Source organism: Lentilactobacillus kefiri (genome assembly GCF_007989105.1).
Lineage (GTDB): Bacteria > Bacillota > Bacilli > Lactobacillales > Lactobacillaceae > Lentilactobacillus > Lentilactobacillus kefiri.
Window position 1 is genome coordinate 1 of the sequence record NZ_BJVK01000020.1, and the last position, 21,050, is coordinate 21,050.

The window sequence follows — 21,050 nt, forward strand, 5'->3', positions numbered from 1 at the left end:
AAAAAGCCGACCTTCTGCTGGACATGATGTCCGGTGGAAGATCGGCTTTTTAAACATTAAATTACTTGATGAACGTTGGGTTACCCTCATTTTTGGACAGCTCGTTTTTAACCATCTCGATAATATGGGACTGATTGCGTTTCAGAATCTTGTCAGCCAAATCGGTGTTGCCACGAAGCTCTGCAACAAACATCGCCGTGAATTGCTTCATCGTTGCCTGAATGACTTCTCCTTGAGCATATAAACACTTGGATTCCAATTCTGCTAAAACATCTGCTTTATAGATTAAATCCTGCTCAGTTAATTCATGGAGAATTTCATGAATTAAAGTAAGCGCTCGTTGATGTTTGCCCAATTCTGCATACGCAGCAATAATGTCCACATATAAATCAACAATTGCGATCATGGTGTGCTTTCCCTCTTTTTTGACTTTCGAGAGGATTTTGGAACTGGAATCAATGAAGCTTTCTGCTCGACATAATTTTCCAAGTTTTTGGTAGGCCAACCCGATTCCCAGGTTTGACCATGCCTCATAAAAGGTTGATTTGTCCGTTGAATACTGTGTGAGCTGAAGATTGAAGTTGTAAATTGCTTCTTCAATGTCGTCATTGATGTATAGTTCGATAAAGCCGCGACAACAGTGGTATTTCCCCTTCATACAGCGGGAGTCTAATTTCTTGCTGTCAATTTGATCAATGTGCTTGTTTGCATCCGCGTACAGATGATTGCGCATATCATCTTCAATGTATGAAAATACTTTGTCACCGTATCTTGAATTTCTTGCAACATCGGTAATTCTTAAATCGAGTTTTCGACAAAGTTTGGCCAAAATATCAAAGCTGGTACACGCATTTTGATTTTCAATGGAACTGATGGTTGCTTGAGTGCAAATCCCCTCGGCGAGCTGAACCTGAGATAACCCTTTTTCTCTTCTAGCATTCCGGATCAAGGACCCAGTAATCATCATTGCCATACGACTACTCTCCTATAGTTAACCTACTTAACATACGACTTGAGTATCATATTATATTTATAATGAATAATCAAGAAGATTTTTTCTCATTTAAGCCAGATAATCCCTCATGAAATTCACAAGTTATCAAATGATCATTAACGACGCCAACCGCTTGCAAATAACTATATACAGTAATTGGTCCAACTCGTTTTAAGCCCATTTGTTTAAACTTTTTCACAAACTTTTCAACAAAATTTTTATAATTTTCCGGCTTTGGCGACTCTGTCAATAAGTGATCCAATTGAACATTGTTAACCGGGTTCCAAGTCGCTGTTACCAACATTTGAGGGTCCGGTTGAATGATTTTAGCGTTCTGAATAATAGCTTCCACCTTCGAATGATTTCTAATAATCCGCTTATCATTGCAAAACCGCTCAACATCAGATTCATCACACTTTGCCAAGTAATCCGGTGAAAAATCATGAAAAACTGTATCCATTCCTTCTTCAAATTTCAAAACGGTTGAAAACGTGAGCCCTGCCTGCATAATTTCCAAACACAACGCCTTAAATAATTCCTGCGGATCATGCTGAGGGCGACCCCAAATTGTATCGTGATATACCAGAAGTTCCGGACTTTTAGTGGCCCATGGACATCTTTTAACCATACTTGCACCTCCTAGTATTAACATACGATAAGTTATAAATAATTCTGCAAAGAATTTAAAAGAAGAATCCAACGATCCCGCCGGTAATTGACTCGAAGATGCTGCAATCGAAACGCCTGATCTGTGACCTGCCCGGTTGTTCCCAACATTTCCATCCGAACCATCGATAGTTTACTGTCATCGGTCCAGGAATAAACCGGTCGGCCTGTCTCGCCAACCGATGAGATTAAGAATGGATTAGCGGTTAAATGCTGCAACGTATAGAAGTCAACATGATAATGGCCAATATTGCCAAAATTCAGCATGGTGACCAATCCAATATCCATCCCCGGAATTTGACGTTTAACCTGTCTGAGAAATGGATAACCAATCGAGTGAACCCGATGCGGCAAAACAGTCAGCTGCGGCTTAAATTGTTTGGCAAACCGGGTTCCCATTTGTTGATCACTGTGATTAGTCACCTTTAATTCAATAATGAGCGGCTGCTTCAACTTGTTGGCAATTCGTAAATAATCCCCGAACATATCAACATGATGATATCGTTTAATCGTCTTAAGACTGAGCTGATCAATCTCGACATTGCCCTTCTTCGGAATCCTCAAATCATTGTCATGAGCACAAATAAATTGATGATCTTTGGTTTCTTGGATATCCATTTCAATGAATGGAAAATGATACTGACTATTCCGTTTTAACGAGGCAATCGTGTTGCCGACAGCATTTTGGTTAATGACACCACGATGGACAATGATGGTCGGCTTAGTCATTGGCGGGTTTGCATAAACTGGACTAACAGCAGCAAATAATCCTGCAAAAATAACCAGTCCCAATGCGTACATCGTCAATAAAGGCGTCGGCGAAAATGAAGCCAACTCAATTCCAAGCAACCGGCTGATGATCACAATCTCTGCGAACGGAGCAAGAATGTCAATCATGCCCTTGGAGAGGAAAAACATCACCGTATTTGAATCATATTGGTTAATCCAGGCCAGACCAACAATTAGCAAACAAACGCCCACCAACATGCTCAAAACTATCGCCAGTTTCCTTGAAAAGGATTTGAGAGTCGTTGCTTTTACCGTCCTTTTGAGAACTTGAAGTGGCTGGTTTTGATTGGAACGAATAACATTTAGAAGATAATGTGAAGCCCAGATTCCAAAGCATGCGAAAACAAAATAAACCACGATTGCAGTGATTGCAATTGCATATCGATTAACGGTAATCCAAGTAAACTGAGCGCCAGAAATCGGAACCCCAAATTTGAGAAAATTTGAAAAACCAAACAACCCCAGTGGAATGAGCAGGCCAAATAAGTACACGGAGCTAACCAGAATGGCTACTATGGGGCTCAGGTGCTTGTTAACCCGTTTGTGAGCAGTTGAAGTCAGACCATAGTAAAAGAGTGCCATTAGTCCAAGGAACATCACCAGCGTGCAAAATACCACAATTGTGAAACTCTGGTAGGTACTCAAAAATCTTCTCAAAACCAGGGCTAGACAAATGAACACCCCAGTCAGATAGTAATATAGCTTTGTTTCATTTTTCCCCATGATAAACTTCCCAACATGCAAAAAAACCGGTAGCAAATGTTTGCCCCAGTTTGATTGTCTTTATTTATTTTTATTAATCTTTTGATCACGTGGTGGCAATGGCTTGAAGTCATATAAAATCTTTGATTGACGTTCAAACTCATTGATTGCCAACTGAATCAAACGATCGATCAGTTCTGAATATGAAATGCCGGATGCCGCAAACAGTTGTGGATACAAACTGATATTTGTAAATCCAGGCAATGTATTAACTTCACTCATATATGGGTGACCATCTTGAGATACCAGATAATCTATTCTGGCCATCCCCTTGAGTCCAAGGGCACGATAAGTGGTTAAGCCCATTTCGGTAATCTGTTGAGCCAATTCTTCTGAGATATCCACTGGTACGTCAAACTCAACTTGGCTGGCATCAACAAATTTGTTGTCGTAAGTGTAAAAAGCATCATTGGCAGGCACTTTAATAGCCCCAATTTTTGATGCAATCGGATGGTCGTTACCGAGAATCGAAATTTCAAGTTCTTCCGGTCCTTCAATTGCTTCTTCGACCAGCACTTTACTGTCATAACGGAAAGCATCCCGCAAACCTTCTGAATATTCTTCCTGATTATCAACCTTATGAATTCCAATTGATGATCCCTGGTTGGCGGGTTTGATGAACAAAGTCTTACCAAGCTCATCGCTTAAGCTTTGATATGAATACTGTTCCGCGGTTAATGGGGTGACAACTTCATAACGGGTAATTGGAACACCGGCCAATTTGACAATCTTCTTGGTAATATCTTTATCAAATGACATGGCTGAACCCAAAATACCAGTTCCAACGTATGGTTTGTGCAATAAGCGCAGCAAGCCTTGAATGGTCCCATCTTCACCGAGATTACCATGAATAATTGGGAAGAAAACATCAATATCAGATTCCTCAGCCAAATTGATAATTCTGGCCAACGGATTCTTGGTGTCTAATTTTGCCAACTCTTCTTTGGCAACTTGATCTTCAGGTTCACCATCAAATACCCGTGAAGAGGCATCGTGATCCAAGAAATAACCATTCTTGGTCATTAAAAACAAGCTAACATCATAACGTTCTTTATCCATTGCATCATAAATGTTATGAGCCGAACGTTTTGAGACATCATGTTCTGAAGAGTTACCACCGAAAATCAAGCCAATATGAAGCTTTTTACTTTTTTCCATGAATTCTCATCCTTTATAAATTCGTATAGTTTCCAGAAACTTAAGTATATCACGGATATTTAAAGATGAACACATTTCAAATCGCTTTTCATGTGATTTTTAGTTTACCCTCATAGTATACAATTACTCTCGTTTTAGCTGTTTCTTGCTGAACAGGTAGCGAACAATTAATAACATCACCACAGACATGATAACTATCGTGACAATCATTGGAAACGGATCGTAGGCACCAGTTGATCGATAACCCAGGATAAATTTGGCGAAGTTAGCCACCCAAGTCATTTGAAAACGGTCGTCCAGGATCACTCTGGATGCAGTATATGCCACAGTAATATAGCCGACAATCGGGGTCACAATCAAGATAATTCTTTGAATGAATTTGGAAAATAAGGTTAAAAAGTTACCAATCACCATACCGCTCAGTGCACCGACCATCAGCAGCAAGCCGCTAAACAGGTAATTGAAGATAAAGCCGACAAACGGATTATGAAAGTAGCCGACGTACGACGACATAAAAATATTGGTGTTTTTGGCATGAACCAAAGGCATCAGAACCAAGTATTGATAAGCAAGGTTAAAGGTGTTTCCAATTAAAATCAGCAAACCATTCACAATGATTTGAGAGTTGAAAAATGTCGGCCGTGAGACGCCGTTTTGAATCAGAAATTTGAAGTTTTCGTAAGATACGGTGGAAATGGCAAACATATAAATCCCAAATGCAGCGGTTACCCAAGTTCCTCGCATCTGATCGGCTAAAGAATAGTCGCTGAGTGAACCTGAGATCAATGAAAAGATGAACGGCAACACCAGGAATGCGGCAAACAAAAGGACATACATTTCTCCAAGACCAATAATTTGTTTTCTGAATAGAAACTTGGTTACTTTATTTGTCTTCATTGTCGGTGCCCCCCTCGTATTGATTCGTTAGAAAGATAAACAGCTTTTGAAGATCAAAGTTGGAAAGCTGCACCGTATCGGGAAGCACCCGGTCATCCAAATCACCGTATACATAATTTGCCCGAATATTTCCGATCATATCGTGGCCAATCACATTCAAGCCTTTTGTGTATTGCTTAACGTCTTTTTCCGGTCCAACGACTGAATGGTTTTTTGCCAAAACGTCCTCAACCGGTTGGTTTAAGATGACCCGGCCCTGATCCAAAACGATGACATCACTAATGATATTGGCAACCTCTTCAATTAAATGAGTTGAAATGATAAAGGTTCGTGGATTGTCGGAATATGACTGAATCAGTTCGGAATAAAACAATTCCCGATGATTGGCATCCAGTCCCAATACCGGTTCATCCAGTAAAACAAACTGAACCGGCAAACACAGCGCCAGAATCAATTTAAAGATCGAATTATATCCGGTCGACAATTTGCCGAATTTCTGATTAATATCCAGTCCGAACTCCTTAATCAAACGATCCGCCAACTCATGGTTAAAGCCACCATACAGTGACTCGGAATCTTTGATAATTTGGGTGAGTTTCGAACCATTTGAATAAAGATTGACCTCACTCATCAAATACATCATGCCCAATTTTGAGTCGTTATCCCTCACGTCCTCGGAATCAATCTTAACCTCACCATTATTGGCAAAGTTACGATCGGTGATAACACTCAGCAAAGTACTTTTACCAGCACCGTTTCGACCCAGCAGTCCGTATATTTTATTTTCTTCAAACGTTAAATTAATGTCTGACAAAACGTGCTTTGACCCGAAAGATTTTGAAATGTGACTAACTTCCAAGATACTCATTGCTGGTAACCTCTTTTCACTAACGCTAATAATTCATCCTCGGAAATGTTGAGATTCTGAGCCTCACGAACCAGGTTCTCCACAAAGTCATCAAAAAAGTCGCTTCGCTTTTCCGACAGGATCCGCTTTCTGGCTCCGGCTTGAACAAACATCCCCAATCCCCGACGTTTCTCAATCAAATTCTTCGAAACGGCAATGTTCATCCCCTTGAGCACCGTTGCCGGATTAATATGGAATTCCTTGGATATTTCAGTTGTTGAAGGAATCTGGCCGCCCTCTTCAAATCCGCCGGATGCAATTGCGTCCTCAATTTGTTCTGCCACTTGGCGGTAGATGGGTTCGGAACTGTTAAATTCAAATTTCATGATTATCAATCCATTCTATAATGTTTTCCATCTATTTTTCCACCTTTGTCTTTGGCACAACGATTCGTGAATAAATCATGACCGTTACCATAAAGTAAAGTAAATACAGAATCAGGAATCCGGCCGTGGTAACGCCAAATGTCTGATAGGCACCGCCCACCAACAGTCCGCCTCGAGAAAACATCTGAAGGCCAAAGACGACGTCGATAATTCCCAGAATTCCCGGAATCGTGAACAAACCGAAAATCTGAAGAATAATGGAATGTTTCAGCGTTGAACGACGGGTTCCAATCTTGTTTAACATGTCAAATCGAATCTTGTCACTGGCAGCACCGCTCAGTATCTTAAACATTAAGCAGCTTGCAAGCATTGCCAGAAAGGCGATTCCTAAAAAGATCCCCATAAATTCCAAGCTTCCAAAGATTCCTTTCAACAGTTGATACGTCACAAAGGATCCGGCCATCAACTGTGTCCCGCTGGAACCATACTGCTTTGCCTGAATATTCGTAATCTTGGTCAACGTTGGTGCTGAAGCATCCACATTATTCGCCCGAACAAGCAATAATTTATTTGCCTTCACGTTAATGCGATTAAAGGTGTTGGCATGCACAATTTTAATTTGGAATGATTTGGTTATCGGTGACTGCAGGCTCCACAGCTCTTGATAGGCATTGGAATCAGTCTTTTTCAAATCCGAAACTGTCGCCGTGGAAACCCGTGATTTCAGGGCAGCCCGATCAGTAAACTTGGAATACTTCAACGGCTGAGCCTGTAATTGATCGGCATTGTAATAGACCCGCTTGGCTTTAGGGTCAACTTTTTGTTGATAAGTAACCGTCGACTTGTCTTTAATGTCGCCAACAAGTGACTTTAATTTGGAAGACGGATTGGTGAGCGCAACGGAATAGTAACCGTTCCCCTGAGCCAATTTTGGCACCATGCTCTGAAAACCGGTCCCTACCGTAATGGCTCCCAACGCCAACGCGAATAAAAGTGAAACCACAGATAGAATCTTGGTATAATCGCGAATTCTGAATTTTAATTGAGCAAGCGTGAAGCTGTTCAGACCTTTGGCATTCATTTTCGAATATTGGAGCCCTTGGAGTAACATCACAAAGAACGAATTAAAAACAAAGTATGTTCCAAGCACGATTGTGACAAGGCCAATTCCGACTGCCATCAATTTGAGCTTTCTAATGTCGTACATGGCGTAGTATCCACCAGCCAGTAACAACACACCCAGGACAGCTTGAATCCACAATCGGATCGCTTTGGGCTGTTTCCAGTCGCTTTGTTGTCCCGAACGTAAAAGCTGAAGGGCAGAAGTTTTAACAAACGTTCTGGCATTCAAGAATCCGGCAATCATGAACAGAACGAGAAACATGATAATCGTCATCCAAACAGCCGGCATATAGAATGCAGAAAAATCGGTTAGCGACATATGAATCTGACTTGCCAAAAAGCTGCTGAGAACTTTCGTAAAACCAATTCCCACAACAATTCCAGCAATTGTTGAGATAAAACCAATCGCAATTGTTTCTAAAATGATCAGTTTGCTGATAACCCCTGATTTGGCACCCAACATCATAAACAGCCCATAATCATGTTTTCGCATACTCATTAAAAAGTTGTTTGCGTAAAACACGTAAACCAACGTAATGATGGCCAACAAAATTGAACCAAAGATGAACACAAATTTAGCACTTTGACCAACCGGGCTCCCAGTTGTAAATTTGTCATTTGTAGAAATTGCCTCAAACATATAGAAAATGGCGGTGGTAATGATCATCCCTGAAAAAAGCACCAGATAATCTTTCCAACGAGCCTTAATTCCTGATAGTGAAATTTTAAATAACATAATAAAGCTCCTTTGATTGATTACTGTTCAAACGTTCCCAGCTTTTCGAGAATCTCTTGATAAAAATCGTTGCGGCTCTTATCGCCGGCATCAATTTCATCACCAATTTTGCCATCTTTAATGAACAAAATCCGTTTACAGAAACTTGCTGAAAATGGATCATGGGTCACAAGCAGGATGGAAACACCCTGTTGATTGATATGAGTCAATGTATCCAGAAGTTCACGGGCGTTGGTTGAGTCCAAGGCACCTGTTGGTTCATCACCAAAGATAATTGATGGATTGAAAACCAGGGCTCTGGCTGCAGCAACCCGCTGCTTTTGACCACCAGATAACTGAGTTGGGTATTTGTCCAGCAAATCAGCAATTCCCAACTTTTCTGCAGCCGAAGTTACAGCGGTTTGAATTGAAGCGGCCTTTGCATTTTGCAAAGAAAGTGGCAAGCCAATATTTTCACGGGCAGTTAATGTTTCCAACAAATTGAAATCCTGGAAAATGAATCCAAGCTTCTTTGACCGGAAGTCTGCCATTTGGTTGAAAGTCAAATGGGTCACATCTTGACCATCAATCTCAACTGAACCGCTTGTTGGTTGATCCAAAGTTGCCAAAATATTCAGCAAGGTTGTTTTCCCGGAGCCGGAAGCCCCCATGATCCCAACAAATTCTCCTTGTTCAACTGACAAGCTGATCCCTTTAAGGGCTTCATATGGCTTGGCACTGTTTTTATCATAAATTTTGTGTAAATCCTGTGTTTCAACGATTTTAGTGGTCATGAGTGTTCCTCCGTGTGTTAGTTAATTACTTGTGTAACTAACTATATATGTTGGCCTGCCAGATGTCAATCAAATAATCAAAAAAGGTTTGGGATCATCCTGACGGATATATCCCAAACCTTTGATTTAAAGCGATTCAATTTAAATGAATTTAATCTAAATTATCGGTATTAATAACATTTTGGGTTCCCCGCTCAGTGATAATGGAAACCAAAACATTATTAATCATTTTCATTCGCTGCTCGTCACTAATGTCTGCAGCCAAATCTTTTTGCAGCTGTGAAACAGCATCCTCGGAGATTGAAACCGCACCTTGGACAATAATCTTTCGAGCTGACAAAATAGCGGTTGCCTGTTGACGTTGAAGCATTGCATTGGCAATTTCCGTTGCGTATGCCAAATGAGTCAAGCGGGTTTCAATAATTTGTAAACCGGCAACATCCAGGCGATCCTGCAGTTCTTTTTGCAATGCCAGGGAAACTTCGGTCGCATTCCCCCGCAATGTGAGCTTGTCAGTATCTTCATCAAAACTATCATATGGATATTCACTGGCAATGTGTCGAATAGCTGACTCACTTTGAATTTCAACAAATTGTTCATAATCTTCAACACTAAAAATTGCTTTGGCAGAATCTACAACTTTATAAACGATGACCGCAGCAATTTCAACTGGGTTTCCTTTGGAATCATTCACCTTAATGATCGAACTGTTGAAATTCCGGACCCGCAATGAAATTGTCTGTTTGCTGGTCAATGGAATTGTCATGAACAGTCCTGAAGTCCGAATCGTTCCAATATACTGACCAAAGAAGGTCAATACCTTGGCTTCGTTTGGCTGAATGATGGTCAATGAACTGGCAAACAATAAATCCAAGATGATAATCACAGCGCCAAATATAATTGAACCCATTGACCCTGTTTGGCTGCCGGACCATAACAGATAGCCACCGGCAACAAGCAAAATTAGAGCTGCAATTAAGCCTAAGTAGCCATTAACATGAAATACATTTTTTTCTTTCAAAAAAAGCCGCCCCCTATATGCGTGATTTGGTAAAAATGCTACTAAATCAAGTATATAGCGGACGACTTCTAATTAACATTAATTACTTAACATTCTTTTCTGGAAGAACAGCACCTTTGTAGTGATGTAAAATCCATTTTTGAGTCTTAGTTGATTGAAGAACCTTGACTAATTTCTTGATAGCAGGTTTCTTCTGATCACCTTTACGGGTTGCAATGATGTTGACATATGGTGAATCCCGCTTTTCAATCGCAATTGATTGCTTGATTGGGTTCAAACCGGCACCAACCGCATAGTTGGCATTAATGACAACTGCATCACCTTCGCCGTTCTTGTAAATAGTTGGCAAAAGTTTTGGTTCATAACTGTGCTTGAACTTCAAATGACGTGGGTTTGAAGCAATGTCACTAAAGTTGGCAGAAGTAATGTCGATGCCCTTCTTTAAGGTAATCAAGCCGGCATCCTTAAAGATTTGAAGAATTCGGCCATAGTCGGGCACGTTGCTGCTGACAATAATTGTGGCACCCTTCTTAAGGTCTTGGAGCTTCTTAACTTTCTTTGAGAAGACAGCAATTGGTTCCAAGTGAACGCCACCAGCGTTTACCAAAGTCCCATGGTTTTGTTTATTCCAAAGCTTTAAGAAAGGAACGTGTTGGAAGTAGTTGGCATCCAACTCACCGTTGGCTAAAGCTTTGTTAGGCATTGTGTAATCTTGGAAAGTGGTAATTTTAAGGTTAACGCCTTCCTTTTTCAATTCAGGTGCAACGTGGCGCAAAATTTGTGCATGAGGAACAGCAGAAGCACCAATCTTTAAAGTGGTTGTCTTACCGGAATTAGAAGATGATGAACAACCCACCAATAAAAAGGCAGTAAAGGCAATTGCGAATAAACTCAATAATTTTTTCTTCATTTGAAACCCTCCCAAATATTATAGTGTCCGCTTATCGGTGATCTTGACAAAGACATCGCCGACAAACTGAACGATAAACACAAATAAACAAATGATAACGGTCGCAACCAGCGTCACGGTGTTGTTGCTTGCCTGGAAGCCATCCTGATAGGCCAAGTTCCCAAGGCCACCAGCACCAATGGCTCCGGCCATCGCGGTGTAACCAATTAATGAAATAGTGGTAACAGTCGCACCGGCAATCAACGCCGGCTTGCTTTCGGGAAGCAAAACCTTGGTAATGATTTCCCAAGTTGTTGCCCCCATCGACTCAGCTGCTTCCAATACACCTGAATCAACTTCACGGAAATATGACTCAACCATCCGCGCATAGAATGGCGCAGCGGAAATGATCAGTGATGGCAGCGCCGCCCGTGGTCCGATAATGGTTCCAGCCAACTTCATGGTAATCGGCAACAGAAGAATGATCAAAATGATGAATGGAATTGACCGAAAAATGTTAACAAACAGCCCAACGATCCAGTTAAGGATCCGATAGCCAACACCCGACTTGCTGCGAGTCTCATATAAAATGAGTCCCAAAATAATTCCTAAAATAACAATTGCAACCATCGACAGCAAGGTCATCCATACCGTTTCCCATGTTGCTGACATCATTGAACCCCAGTCAACATTCTTAAATTGAAAATATGATTTCAATCCAGTGGTATTAGCCATGGTGAATCACCTCCGTTCCAACCCGTAGCGTCTTAAGATATTCCAGTGCCTGATCAATCTGACTTTGATCGCCGACCAACTGAAGGTCAAGCGAACCCAAGGCACCTTCCTGCGTCTGATGAATCGCTCCGGAAATGATACTGATGGTCAATTCTGGGAAATGCTTAACCACATCTGAAACAATTGGTAATTCGGCTTGTGGACCATGGAAGACCAATCGGATAATTTGGCCATCCGGATACTTCTTAACCAGTTCTTCAAGGGTCATCGTATTGTCACTTTGCTGTGGCGTAAATTCTTCACTCACAAACTTCTTGGTAATGTCTTGCTTAGGATGACGGAATACTTCAAACACCGAACCGGTTTCAACAACTCGGCCGCTATCCATTACCGCCACACGCTCACAAACTTTTGCAATTGCGTGCATCTCATGGGTAATCAATAAGATTGTCAAATTCATTTCCTTATTGATCTTCAACAACAAATCAAGAACTTCGTTAGTCGTATCAGGATCAAGGGCACTGGTTGCCTCATCTGAAATGAGAATTGTTGGTTCATTGGCCAGTGCTCTGGCAATTCCAACCCGTTGCTTTTGACCACCGGATAATTCAGATGGATACGAATGTTCACGTCCCTCAAGACCAACCAGCTTAATTAACTCTTCTGCCCGCTGTTTACGTTTGGCCTTTGGAACTTTGGCAATTTCCAACGGTAAAGCAATATTGTCAATCACAGTCCGTGACCACAGTAGATTAAAATGTTGAAAAATCATGCCAATCTTTTGTCGCTGCTTTCGTAATTGACCACCATGGAGCTTGGCAACATCAGTTCCATTGATATCAATTTCTCCGGTAGATGGTGCTTCAAGTCCGTCCAGCATCCGAACCAGCGTACTTTTACCAGCACCGGAATAGCCAACAATTCCAAAGATTTCGCCGTCGTTAATTTCAATATTAACGTCGTTCACTGCGGTCAAGCCGCCATCTTTAGTGTTGTACTGCTTGGACACATTATTAAATCGAATCAATCTGTTCACCCCTTAAATATAAAAAAAGCTTTTCGACGTTTTACAAGTAATGTTTTACTTATAAAAGGACGAAAAGCTTCGCGGTACCACCTTTATTCGTTATTGTCTCTCAACAATAACCTCATGAGTCTGTTGTGACTCAACGAAATAATGGTCGTTACCCATTATCGGCTTACAAACGCTCACCGACACATTTTTTATCAAGACCATATTCGATAACTTCTGCGGCCCTTTCTCACCAACCGGGGCTCTCTGAACGACTTCTAATTATCTACTCATCTTGTCATTTTTCTATCATCAAACTATTAGCAAGTTTACCTAAAAAAGAATCAAACGTCAAGGGCTTTTACTTTTGGATTTTGGCAATCCATGAAGTAGCTTTGTCCGAACCATTCAAAATTGAAGGATCGTTAACAGCGTTATTATTGACAGCAACCACTTTTCCGGCCACTGGACTTGGAATATCTGATACAGCTTTATCAGCTTCAACATTCAACAAAGTGTCGCTGGTCGTCAGTTGGGCGCCAACTTTAGGTAATGAAACAAATGTGATATTACCTAATTCGTTCTTGCCTGCTTCAGTCAAACCAACTGTAACTTCCCCGTTTTGGTCTTCAGTCCAATAATATTTTGTATCCATCATTAATTCCACCTTTTTTGTGTATTATGAAAATTCTTTGTCTTCTCCAAACATGTAACTCTTATTATGATACTGCATGGACATTATCAATCCGATTCCAATCATATTTCCAATCAATGCTGAACCTCCGGCACTCACAAATGGAAGTGGAATACCGGTCAAAGGCAACAGACCAACACTCATACCAACATTTTCAAAAACATGGAACAGAATCATCATGATAACACCAGTTGAAATGTATGCATAAAAAACATTTCTCGTATCGAATGTAACCTTAATCATTTGGTAAATCAACAAAAAGTACAACAATATTAAAATACAGCTGCCGATAAATCCAAAGTTTTCACCAATAACTGAGAAAATCATATCGGATTCACGAACAGGAACATAGACGTGTGACTGATTAAATCCGGTTCCAAAAATCCCACCGGATCCGATGGCCTTCATACTCTGCCATAGTTGATAACCTTGGTTGGAAGTATCCGCAGATGGATTCAACCAGGTATCAACACGGGCAAATTGATAAGCTTGGAATCCAAACTTTTCCAATAAATGCCGCCCGGATTCGGGAATAACCAGTGCCAGGACGGTACCGGCCAATCCAAAAATCGTAATGACCGATGGTAAAATAATTCGCCAGGTAACCCCTGAAACAATAATGAGTCCACCTAGAATGGCGAAGAAAACCAACATTGTTCCAAAGTCATTTTGCAATTTTAACAACACGGCAACCGGAATTGTCCATAAAAGCATCTTCCCAATTAACAGGAAATCGCTTCGAACAGTTCTGATCGGATAATTATCATTGTGTTGAACAATCACCCGGCCCATCATCAAAATATACGCTGGCTTCATCACCTCAGAAGGCTGAAAAGTCAGTCCAAACAAAGAGAACCAACTCTTGGCACCTGTGTTGGCATAGTAGGTTCTACTATATAACACCAGCACGCTCGCCAGAAGTATAATCCCCAACCAATAGGTGATTGGAGCTACTTTCCATAACTGCTCGGAATCAAACTGCATAATAATCACAACAGCGACAATCCCGATCACATACCAAACCAATTGGGAAACAACCTGTTTCAAAACACTGGTCGAACTTGAATCGTGGGTAGCGGCAACGTAAATTGACGCCAACCCAATCAAGGCCAACATTAAGACACAGAAAATAATCCCCCAGTCAATCCGGGATTGATCATCCTTAGAGGTTCTTCGACTGGTATCCAAATTAGACCCTCCCCATTCACAATCGCCAAATTAATGGTGAAGATGAAAATCTTTAATTAACTGTGTGACACCCTCGTCAAAAGTTTTTACGTGAAACTCTTCGTTATGGGTATTAACAGCTTGAAACTTTGTATCACTTAACTGCTTAATTGAACCAATCATCTTTTTACCGATGAACAGTTCAGAAATGGTGTCGCCATTAGAATCCGTTCGATCCTTAATTTCGACATTAATGCTTTTATTTGCTTTACTCATCATTTTCTCCTTGTTCAAAGATCATTTCAGATGCATAGACTTTCGGTACTCGTCTCTTGCATCCTTATTCCTAAAGATAGTGAAGTGATCGGGAACGGGATCGTAGCCGCCTTTAACAAATGGGTGGCAGCGCAGGATCCGAGCAATGCCCATAATGGCTCCCTTAAACGCTCCATGCTTCTTTAGCGCAGTAATCATATAACTGCTGCACGTTGGATAATAACGGCATGTAGGCGGAAATAAGGGCGAAATAAACCGTTGGTAGCCATGAACAAGACTAATCAGAATGTTTTTCACTTTGACTCCTGTTATTTTTGATCTTTGGCTTTCAATTTAGGGTTCTTAATATAATGTTCCAAAAGAATTCCGGCACCCTTGGCAACGTTATCCAAAGGGTTTTCGGAGATGATCACTGGGACTGTTAATGCATCGGCAATAACTTGGTCGATGTTTCGAAGCAATGCCCCACCACCGGTCAGCATGATTCCACGATCAACAATGTCTGATGCTAATTCAGGCGGAATGACTTCCAACACTTCTTTGGCACCGCTAATGATCAACTGAACCGTATCATGGATGGCTTCGGCAATTTCGTTGCTGTCGATTGTAACGGCACGAGGCATTCCGGAAACAGCATCTCGACCACGAACTTCCAGTGTTTTAACGTCTGAATCATCTTTTTTGGCAGTTCCAATTTCAATCTTAATTTTTTCGGCAGTATGTTCACCGATAATTAAGTTGTGCTTTTGCTTGATATAACCGGCAATTTCAGTATTCATCTTATCTCCGGCAACCCGAATTGATTTGCTGGCAACAATGTCGCCAAGTGAAATAATGGCAATATCACTGGTACCACCACCCATATCAATCACCATGTTACCGCGTGGCTGGAAAATATCCATTCCAGCTCCAACGGCAGCAACTTTAGGCTCTTCTTCAAGATAAACCTGACCGCCGCCAGCTTTTTCAGCTGCCTGCATGATTGCATTTCGTTCAATCTCAGTAACGTTGGTAGGCGCACAGATCATAATCTTAGGCTTGGACATGAATCCTTTAACATCCAGCTTGTTAATAAAGTAAGTCAGCATTTCTTCAGTTATGTCGAAATCTGAAATAACACCGTCTTTTAATGGACGGATTGCCCGAATATTACTTGGTGTTCTACCAACCATTCGATATGCTTCAGAGCCAACGGCCAAAACTTTGCCTGTCCGTGTGTCTACTGCAACAACTGATGGTTCATTTAATACTATTCCCTTCCCGGCAACGTAAATGAGTACGTTGGCAGTTCCTAAATCGATTCCAATGTCTTTTGCCATCTGTGTACTTCCTCCTGAAAAACTTTAATCTCAAAAAATAATTATACCACATAAAGTTTGCGTTTCTAATAAGCTTCCAAACAATAAAAGGCTGAGATCAAGTAACGATCCCAACCCCGAAAAATTATGAACGATTCTTGAGTGACTCGTTCAAGACAATCGCGTCGTCTTGAACATTGACCCGTTTAATTTCAGCACCTAAACTTGCCAACTTTTTATGGAAGTCGTGGTATCCACGATCCAAATACTGCAGGTTGATGACGGTTGTGTACCCACTGGCAGCCAGTCCGGCAATTACCAGAGATGCAGCTGCACGGAGATCGGTTGCTGCAACTTCAGCGCCATTAAAATCAGTTGGCCCTTCCATTACAACAGTTCGGCCGGAAATTGTGTATTTAGCATTCATCCGGCGTAGTTCTTCCATGTGCATAAAACGATTTTCAAACACGGTTTCAGTCATCGAACTGCTGCCATTTGCAGTTAACTGCAAAATTGTCATTTGAGGCTGCATATCGGTTGGAAATCCTGGATGTGGCATCGTCTTAACATCAATGGGCTTCAAGTTATCATGTCCGATAACCTGAATGCCATCATCACTGGTGTTAATTGTGACACCCATTTCACGCATTTTAAGAATCAATGGTTTGTTGTGTTCAGGAATTGCACCGTCGATCATAACATTACCACGGGTAACCGCAGCAGCAATCATGAATGTTCCGGCTTCAATTCGGTCTTGAACAACCGCATGTTCAGTTCCGTGAAGTTCAGGAACCCCTTCAATACGAATTTGTTCGGTTCCGGCACCGACAACTCGGCCACCCATCTTATTCAAGACGTTCGCCAAATCAACAATTTCCGGTTCACGAGCGGCATTTTGAATAACCGTCTTACCCTTTGCCAAAGTAGCGGCCATCATGATATTTTGAGTAGCCCCAACACTTGGGAAGTCCAAGTAGATTTCGGCACCCGTCAAGCCATCTGGCGCATATGCTTCAACATAGCCATCGTGTTGTTCAATCTTGGCACCTAAGGCTTCAAAGCCCTTTAAATGCAGATCAATTGGACGAGAACCAATTGCACACCCACCTGGTAAAGCAACCTTGGCATGGCCTAATCTAGCCAATAATGGTCCCATGACAACGATTGATGCCCGCATCTTGGAAACATACTCAAAAGGCGCCTCACTTGAAATATCTTTTGAAGCATCAAACGTGATTTCGTTATGAGCTTCATCAAAATCAACTTTTAAATTTAAAAATCGTAAAACTTTGTTCATTGTATACACGTCAGACAACAATGGAACGTTTGAAATAACTGTTTTGCCTTCACCAGCAAGGATTGTTGCGGCTTGGATTGGTAACACAGCATTTTTAGCCCCATCAATATGTACTGTCCCGTGAAGCGGCTTACCACCATGTACAATAATTTTATCCACAAGAACGCCTCCTACATCACTTTATTAGATACATTAAATTTTGAATGTTAAATATTACAGAGAGGAAAAATGAACTGCATGCATACCCGATCGCAATGGAAACAAGTACGATTAACAATTTCCCCGGCATTGCCCTCAATGGGATATAACGCTCGATGTGGATTTCTTGAACTGTCCAAAACGCCATCGTGATAAACAAAAGATATGTAATCAATGTAATCAGCGCTTGAATGCCAATTGTATTCATTTGAGTCTCCCCCAATTCAAAGACAACTATATCATAAAGACGCGAACTTGTCTTAACATTTCCGTTTCTTTTTACAAATTGTAAGTATACATTGCTATGATACCACGATATTTGATTACAACATAATAATAAAAAGCGAAAATGACTGGTAAGAACGGAAACATAAATACATCATTCACAAACAACGATAATGAAATATTAACCTGATTACACGAATAATACAAGAATAAAAACCGATAATCAAAAAAGCTGTAACCATTGATTGGTTACAGCTTTTGAAGTATCTTGATGTAATTCTGAAATAATAATTTGATGAATTATTTTCCAGCAACATTGATACGGTTGATTGCACGGCGAAGAGCAACTTGAGCACGATCAAGAGCTGCTTTATCCTGTCGTTGACGGGCATCGGCAATTCTCTGTTGCGCGTTCTTCTTTGCTTTTTGCGCACGGGCAATATCAATATCATTTTGAGTCTCAGCACTGTCAGCAACGATTGTTGCAACATTGTTAGAGAATTCGATAAAGCCACCGTTGACAGCAATATCGTCTTCCTTGTCGTCGTATTTGACTCTCGTCTCATCAACGTCAAGTGTTGCAATAATCGGAACGTGATTAGCCATGATTCCTAGTTGTCCCGACTGAGTTGAAACAACTATCATACTAGCAGTATGCTCGTAAACTTTTCCATCGGGAGTAACGATACTAACGGTAATAACTGAATTATCAGCCAATTAGAATCCCTCCTTAGTTTGCAGCACTCTGCTTTTCATTTTCTGATTCCTGTTTCATTGCCTTGGCTTTTTCGACAACATCCTCGATTGGTCCACAGTTACGGAACGCATCTTCTGGAATATCATCATATTTACCTTCAAGGATTTCCTTAAAGCCTTTAACAGTATCTTGAACTGAAACATATTTACCAGGTAAGCCGGTAAACTGTTCAGCAACTGAGAAGCTTTGAGATAAGAAGAATTGAATACGACGAGCACGGTTAACAATCGTCTTTTCCTCGTCTGACAATTCATCCATACCAAGAATTGAAATGATATCTTGAAGTTCACGATATCTTTGAAGCACATGTTGGACTTCAGTAGCAACTTTATAATGTTCTTCACCAACAATTGCTGGATCCAAAGCTGATGATGTTGAAGCTAATGGATCAACGGCAGGATAAATACCTTGTTGAGTCAAGGAACGTTCCAAGTTGGTAGTGGCATCCAAATGGGCAAATGTTGTTGCTGGAGCAGGGTCGGTATAATCATCGGCAGGCACATAAACGGCCTGGATAGATGTAATCGCACCCTTCTTGGTAGAAGTAATTCGTTCCTGCAACTGACCCATTTCAGTAGCCAATGTTGGCTGATAACCAACGGCTGATGGAATACGGCCAAGCAAAGCGGAAACTTCTGAACCAGCCTGAGTGAATCGGAAGATATTATCAATGAACAACAGAACATCTTGGCCTTCACGATCACGGAAGTATTCCGCAATTGTTAAACCAGTCAGGGCAACACGCATACGTGCACCAGGAGGTTCGTTCATCTGACCATAAACCATGGCAGTCTTTTCAAGAACTCCTGAACCCTTCATTTCGAAGTACATATCATTACCTTCACGGGTTCGTTCACCAACACCGGTAAACACAGAAATACCATTGTGTCCTTGAGCGATGTTATGAATTAACTCTTGAATCAAAACGGTTTTACCAACTCCGGCACCACCGAACAATCCAACTTTACCACCACGAGTGTATGGTTCCAATAAATCAATAACTTTAATTCCTGTTTCAAGAATTTCGGTTGATGGATTCAATTGATCATACTTTGGTGCATCGCGGTGAATTGGCCAACGCTCTGCGTCAGGGCCAAATTCTGGGCCGCCATCAATTGGATCTCCAAGAACGTTAAATACTCGACCAAGAGTATCTTTACCAACTGGAACACTAATGGATGCTTCAGTATTGTCTACTGTCATCCCACGACGAAGGCCGTCGGTTCCATCCATCGCAATAGTACGCACGACACCGTCACCTAAATCAAGGGCAACTTCGACAACAAGAATCTTGTCATCTGAGACGTGAATATTTAAAGCAGTGTTAATTTCTGGTAATTTATCGTTCAAGGAGAATTCAACATCAACAACTGGTCCAATAACTTGTATAACTTTACCAGTAGAACTCATGTTAGTTAATTCCTCCATTCAAATCTTTTCTAATGACTAAGAGCCTCTTGACCACCAGTGATTTCAGTAATTTCAGTCGTAATTGCAGCTTGTCGAGCACGATTATACTCCAATTCCAAAGATGAAATTAAATCATCGGCATTATCTGAAGCTGACTTCATTGCAGTAGAACTTGAAGCATGTTCTGAAGTCTTGGCATCAAGGATTGCTCCATAAACCAAGCTTTCAGAATATTGAGGCAACACAACGTCCAACACTTCTTTTTCAGAAGGCTCAACATCATATTCGGCACTCATTGGTTTAACTTCAATGTCCTGACTGGCAGCTGACGCAATTGCTTCGTCATCGATTGGAAGCATTTTTTCAGCTCGGAATCGTGAAATAAGGCGGTTAACGAAATGTTCGTAACATACATACAATTCATCAAATTGACCTTTGTCATACATTGATGTCACCATCTTGACAATCTGACGAACTTCATTAAATGTTGGAACATCGCTAACACCACGATATTCATAAGAAACGTTATCGCCACGCTTCTTATAAAAATCTGATCCAGTTCCACCAACAGCCAGAATTTGGAAATCATTCGAACCGGAATGCTTTTCAATAAATTCGTTAGTTTCACGGATAACGTTGCTATTATAACTACCAACCATCCCACGATCGGAGGTGATAATTAAATATGCGCTTCTCTTAGTCTTAGACTGATCTTTATCAGCTGAATGACCTGAGGATTTGTTTAGCCCATCTAAAATGTGAGATTGGGCTAAATGCAATACAACAGATTTGATTTGGCTTGCATATTCCGCATAACTAACCGTATGCTTTTGGATTTGGTTCAGTTTTGCCTGAGAAACCATTTCCATGGCATTGGTAATTTGTCGCGTCTTCTTGGTAGAAGTAATCCGATGTTTAACATCGTTCAGCGAAGCACCCAT

General features: G+C 41.1%; 23 protein-coding genes. All 23 read right to left on the reverse strand.

Features of this window, described 5'->3' with window-relative positions:
• Nucleotides 1-61: 61 nt before the first annotated feature.
• Entirely contained in the window at nt 62-973 is a 912-nt protein-coding gene (locus LKE01_RS07705; protein ID WP_056981531.1) for a helix-turn-helix transcriptional regulator, read from the reverse strand.
• A 70-nt stretch (nt 974-1,043) separates the two neighbouring features.
• The gene (locus tag LKE01_RS07710; protein ID WP_056981530.1) at nt 1,044-1,622 is read right to left on the reverse strand and encodes a DNA-3-methyladenine glycosylase I; all 579 of its coding nucleotides are present in this window, start codon (nt 1,620-1,622) and stop codon (nt 1,044-1,046) included.
• A 32-nt stretch (nt 1,623-1,654) separates the two neighbouring features.
• Complete coding sequence (locus tag LKE01_RS07715; RefSeq protein ID WP_054769328.1) at nt 1,655-3,172, reverse strand: glycerophosphodiester phosphodiesterase family protein; 1,518 nt, start codon at nt 3,170-3,172, stop codon at nt 1,655-1,657.
• A 60-nt stretch (nt 3,173-3,232) separates the two neighbouring features.
• Complete coding sequence (locus LKE01_RS07720; RefSeq protein WP_056981528.1) at nt 3,233-4,369, reverse strand: D-alanine--D-alanine ligase family protein; 1,137 nt, start codon at nt 4,367-4,369, stop codon at nt 3,233-3,235.
• A 123-nt stretch (nt 4,370-4,492) separates the two neighbouring features.
• Nucleotides 4,493-5,266, reverse strand: coding sequence for a hypothetical protein (locus tag LKE01_RS07725; protein WP_056981526.1), 774 nt, complete (start codon nt 5,264-5,266; stop codon nt 4,493-4,495).
• A complete protein-coding gene (locus LKE01_RS07730) occupies nt 5,253-6,134 on the reverse strand; it encodes an ATP-binding cassette domain-containing protein (protein WP_054769330.1) in 882 nt (293 codons plus the stop codon). The genes LKE01_RS07725 and LKE01_RS07730 overlap by 14 nt, the downstream gene beginning before the upstream one ends.
• Entirely contained in the window at nt 6,131-6,499 is a 369-nt protein-coding gene (locus LKE01_RS07735) for a GntR family transcriptional regulator (RefSeq protein ID WP_054769344.1), read from the reverse strand. The genes LKE01_RS07730 and LKE01_RS07735 overlap by 4 nt, the downstream gene beginning before the upstream one ends.
• Before the next feature lie 31 nt (nt 6,500-6,530).
• A complete protein-coding gene (locus LKE01_RS07740; protein WP_056981524.1) occupies nt 6,531-8,357 on the reverse strand; it encodes an FtsX-like permease family protein in 1,827 nt (608 codons plus the stop codon).
• A 20-nt stretch (nt 8,358-8,377) separates the two neighbouring features.
• The gene (locus LKE01_RS07745; protein ID WP_056981523.1) at nt 8,378-9,130 is read right to left on the reverse strand and encodes an ABC transporter ATP-binding protein; all 753 of its coding nucleotides are present in this window, start codon (nt 9,128-9,130) and stop codon (nt 8,378-8,380) included.
• Nucleotides 9,131-9,281: 151 nt separating this feature from the next.
• Nucleotides 9,282-10,151 carry an SPFH domain-containing protein gene (locus LKE01_RS07750; protein ID WP_056981521.1) on the reverse strand — a complete coding sequence of 290 codons (870 nt, stop codon included), beginning with the start codon at nt 10,149-10,151 and terminating at the stop codon, nt 9,282-9,284.
• Between the two features lie 82 nt (nt 10,152-10,233).
• Nucleotides 10,234-11,061 (reverse strand): MetQ/NlpA family ABC transporter substrate-binding protein, encoded by an 828-nt coding sequence (locus LKE01_RS07755; protein ID WP_054769331.1) that lies wholly within the window; start codon nt 11,059-11,061, stop codon nt 10,234-10,236.
• An 18-nt stretch (nt 11,062-11,079) separates the two neighbouring features.
• Nucleotides 11,080-11,775, reverse strand: a complete 696-nt coding sequence (locus LKE01_RS07760) for a methionine ABC transporter permease (RefSeq protein ID WP_054769332.1) — start codon at nt 11,773-11,775, stop codon at nt 11,080-11,082.
• Nucleotides 11,768-12,802: a methionine ABC transporter ATP-binding protein gene (locus tag LKE01_RS07765; RefSeq protein WP_056981519.1), complete on the reverse strand. Its 1,035-nt coding sequence runs from the start codon at nt 12,800-12,802 to the stop codon at nt 11,768-11,770. The genes LKE01_RS07760 and LKE01_RS07765 overlap by 8 nt, the downstream gene beginning before the upstream one ends.
• Before the next feature lie 346 nt (nt 12,803-13,148).
• Nucleotides 13,149-13,442, reverse strand: coding sequence for a glycine cleavage system H family protein (locus LKE01_RS07770; RefSeq protein WP_054769333.1), 294 nt, complete (start codon nt 13,440-13,442; stop codon nt 13,149-13,151).
• Nucleotides 13,443-13,466: 24 nt separating this feature from the next.
• On the reverse strand, nt 13,467-14,669 hold the full coding sequence (locus tag LKE01_RS07775) for an FtsW/RodA/SpoVE family cell cycle protein (RefSeq protein ID WP_056981517.1): 1,203 nt from the start codon (nt 14,667-14,669) through the stop codon (nt 13,467-13,469).
• A gap of 30 nt (nt 14,670-14,699) precedes the next feature.
• Nucleotides 14,700-14,924 (reverse strand): DUF2969 domain-containing protein, encoded by a 225-nt coding sequence (locus LKE01_RS07780; RefSeq protein ID WP_054769334.1) that lies wholly within the window; start codon nt 14,922-14,924, stop codon nt 14,700-14,702.
• A gap of 21 nt (nt 14,925-14,945) precedes the next feature.
• A complete protein-coding gene (gene yidD, locus LKE01_RS07785; protein WP_082619709.1) occupies nt 14,946-15,221 on the reverse strand; it encodes a membrane protein insertion efficiency factor YidD in 276 nt (91 codons plus the stop codon).
• 11 nt (nt 15,222-15,232) lie between these two features.
• Nucleotides 15,233-16,243, reverse strand: coding sequence for a rod shape-determining protein (locus LKE01_RS07790; RefSeq protein WP_054769335.1), 1,011 nt, complete (start codon nt 16,241-16,243; stop codon nt 15,233-15,235).
• A 124-nt stretch (nt 16,244-16,367) separates the two neighbouring features.
• Entirely contained in the window at nt 16,368-17,678 is a 1,311-nt protein-coding gene (gene murA, locus LKE01_RS07795) for a UDP-N-acetylglucosamine 1-carboxyvinyltransferase (RefSeq protein WP_056981516.1), read from the reverse strand.
• 16 nt (nt 17,679-17,694) lie between these two features.
• Entirely contained in the window at nt 17,695-17,925 is a 231-nt protein-coding gene (locus LKE01_RS07800) for a DUF1146 family protein (protein WP_056981514.1), read from the reverse strand.
• A 317-nt stretch (nt 17,926-18,242) separates the two neighbouring features.
• Nucleotides 18,243-18,659 (reverse strand): F0F1 ATP synthase subunit epsilon, encoded by a 417-nt coding sequence (locus LKE01_RS07805; protein WP_056981511.1) that lies wholly within the window; start codon nt 18,657-18,659, stop codon nt 18,243-18,245.
• 13 nt (nt 18,660-18,672) lie between these two features.
• Nucleotides 18,673-20,109, reverse strand: coding sequence for a F0F1 ATP synthase subunit beta (gene atpD, locus LKE01_RS07810; RefSeq protein ID WP_179286813.1), 1,437 nt, complete (start codon nt 20,107-20,109; stop codon nt 18,673-18,675).
• Nucleotides 20,110-20,138: 29 nt separating this feature from the next.
• The gene (locus LKE01_RS07815) at nt 20,139-21,050 is read right to left on the reverse strand and encodes a F0F1 ATP synthase subunit gamma (protein ID WP_056981509.1); all 912 of its coding nucleotides are present in this window, start codon (nt 21,048-21,050) and stop codon (nt 20,139-20,141) included.

Coding starts and splice junctions, on each gene's coding strand:
- LKE01_RS07705 (WP_056981531.1), bottom strand. CDS start 973: ATGGCAATGATGATTACTGGGTCCTTGATCCGGAATGCTAGAAGAGAA.
- LKE01_RS07710 (WP_056981530.1), bottom strand. CDS start 1,622: ATGGTTAAAAGATGTCCATGGGCCACTAAAAGTCCGGAACTTCTGGTA.
- LKE01_RS07715 (WP_054769328.1), bottom strand. CDS start 3,172: ATGGGGAAAAATGAAACAAAGCTATATTACTATCTGACTGGGGTGTTC.
- LKE01_RS07720 (WP_056981528.1), bottom strand. CDS start 4,369: ATGGAAAAAAGTAAAAAGCTTCATATTGGCTTGATTTTCGGTGGTAAC.
- LKE01_RS07725 (WP_056981526.1), bottom strand. CDS start 5,266: ATGAAGACAAATAAAGTAACCAAGTTTCTATTCAGAAAACAAATTATT.
- LKE01_RS07730 (WP_054769330.1), bottom strand. CDS start 6,134: ATGAGTATCTTGGAAGTTAGTCACATTTCAAAATCTTTCGGGTCAAAG.
- LKE01_RS07735 (WP_054769344.1), bottom strand. CDS start 6,499: ATGAAATTTGAATTTAACAGTTCCGAACCCATCTACCGCCAAGTGGCA.
- LKE01_RS07740 (WP_056981524.1), bottom strand. CDS start 8,357: ATGTTATTTAAAATTTCACTATCAGGAATTAAGGCTCGTTGGAAAGAT.
- LKE01_RS07745 (WP_056981523.1), bottom strand. CDS start 9,130: ATGACCACTAAAATCGTTGAAACACAGGATTTACACAAAATTTATGAT.
- LKE01_RS07755 (WP_054769331.1), bottom strand. CDS start 11,061: ATGAAGAAAAAATTATTGAGTTTATTCGCAATTGCCTTTACTGCCTTT.
- LKE01_RS07760 (WP_054769332.1), bottom strand. CDS start 11,775: ATGGCTAATACCACTGGATTGAAATCATATTTTCAATTTAAGAATGTT.
- LKE01_RS07770 (WP_054769333.1), bottom strand. CDS start 13,442: ATGGATACAAAATATTATTGGACTGAAGACCAAAACGGGGAAGTTACA.
- LKE01_RS07780 (WP_054769334.1), bottom strand. CDS start 14,924: ATGAGTAAAGCAAATAAAAGCATTAATGTCGAAATTAAGGATCGAACG.
- LKE01_RS07790 (WP_054769335.1), bottom strand. CDS start 16,243: ATGGCAAAAGACATTGGAATCGATTTAGGAACTGCCAACGTACTCATT.
- LKE01_RS07800 (WP_056981514.1), bottom strand. CDS start 17,925: ATGAATACAATTGGCATTCAAGCGCTGATTACATTGATTACATATCTT.
- atpD (WP_179286813.1), bottom strand. CDS start 20,109: ATGAGTTCTACTGGTAAAGTTATACAAGTTATTGGACCAGTTGTTGAT.
- LKE01_RS07815 (WP_056981509.1), bottom strand. CDS start 21,050: ATGGGTGCTTCGCTGAACGATGTTAAACATCGGATTACTTCTACCAAG.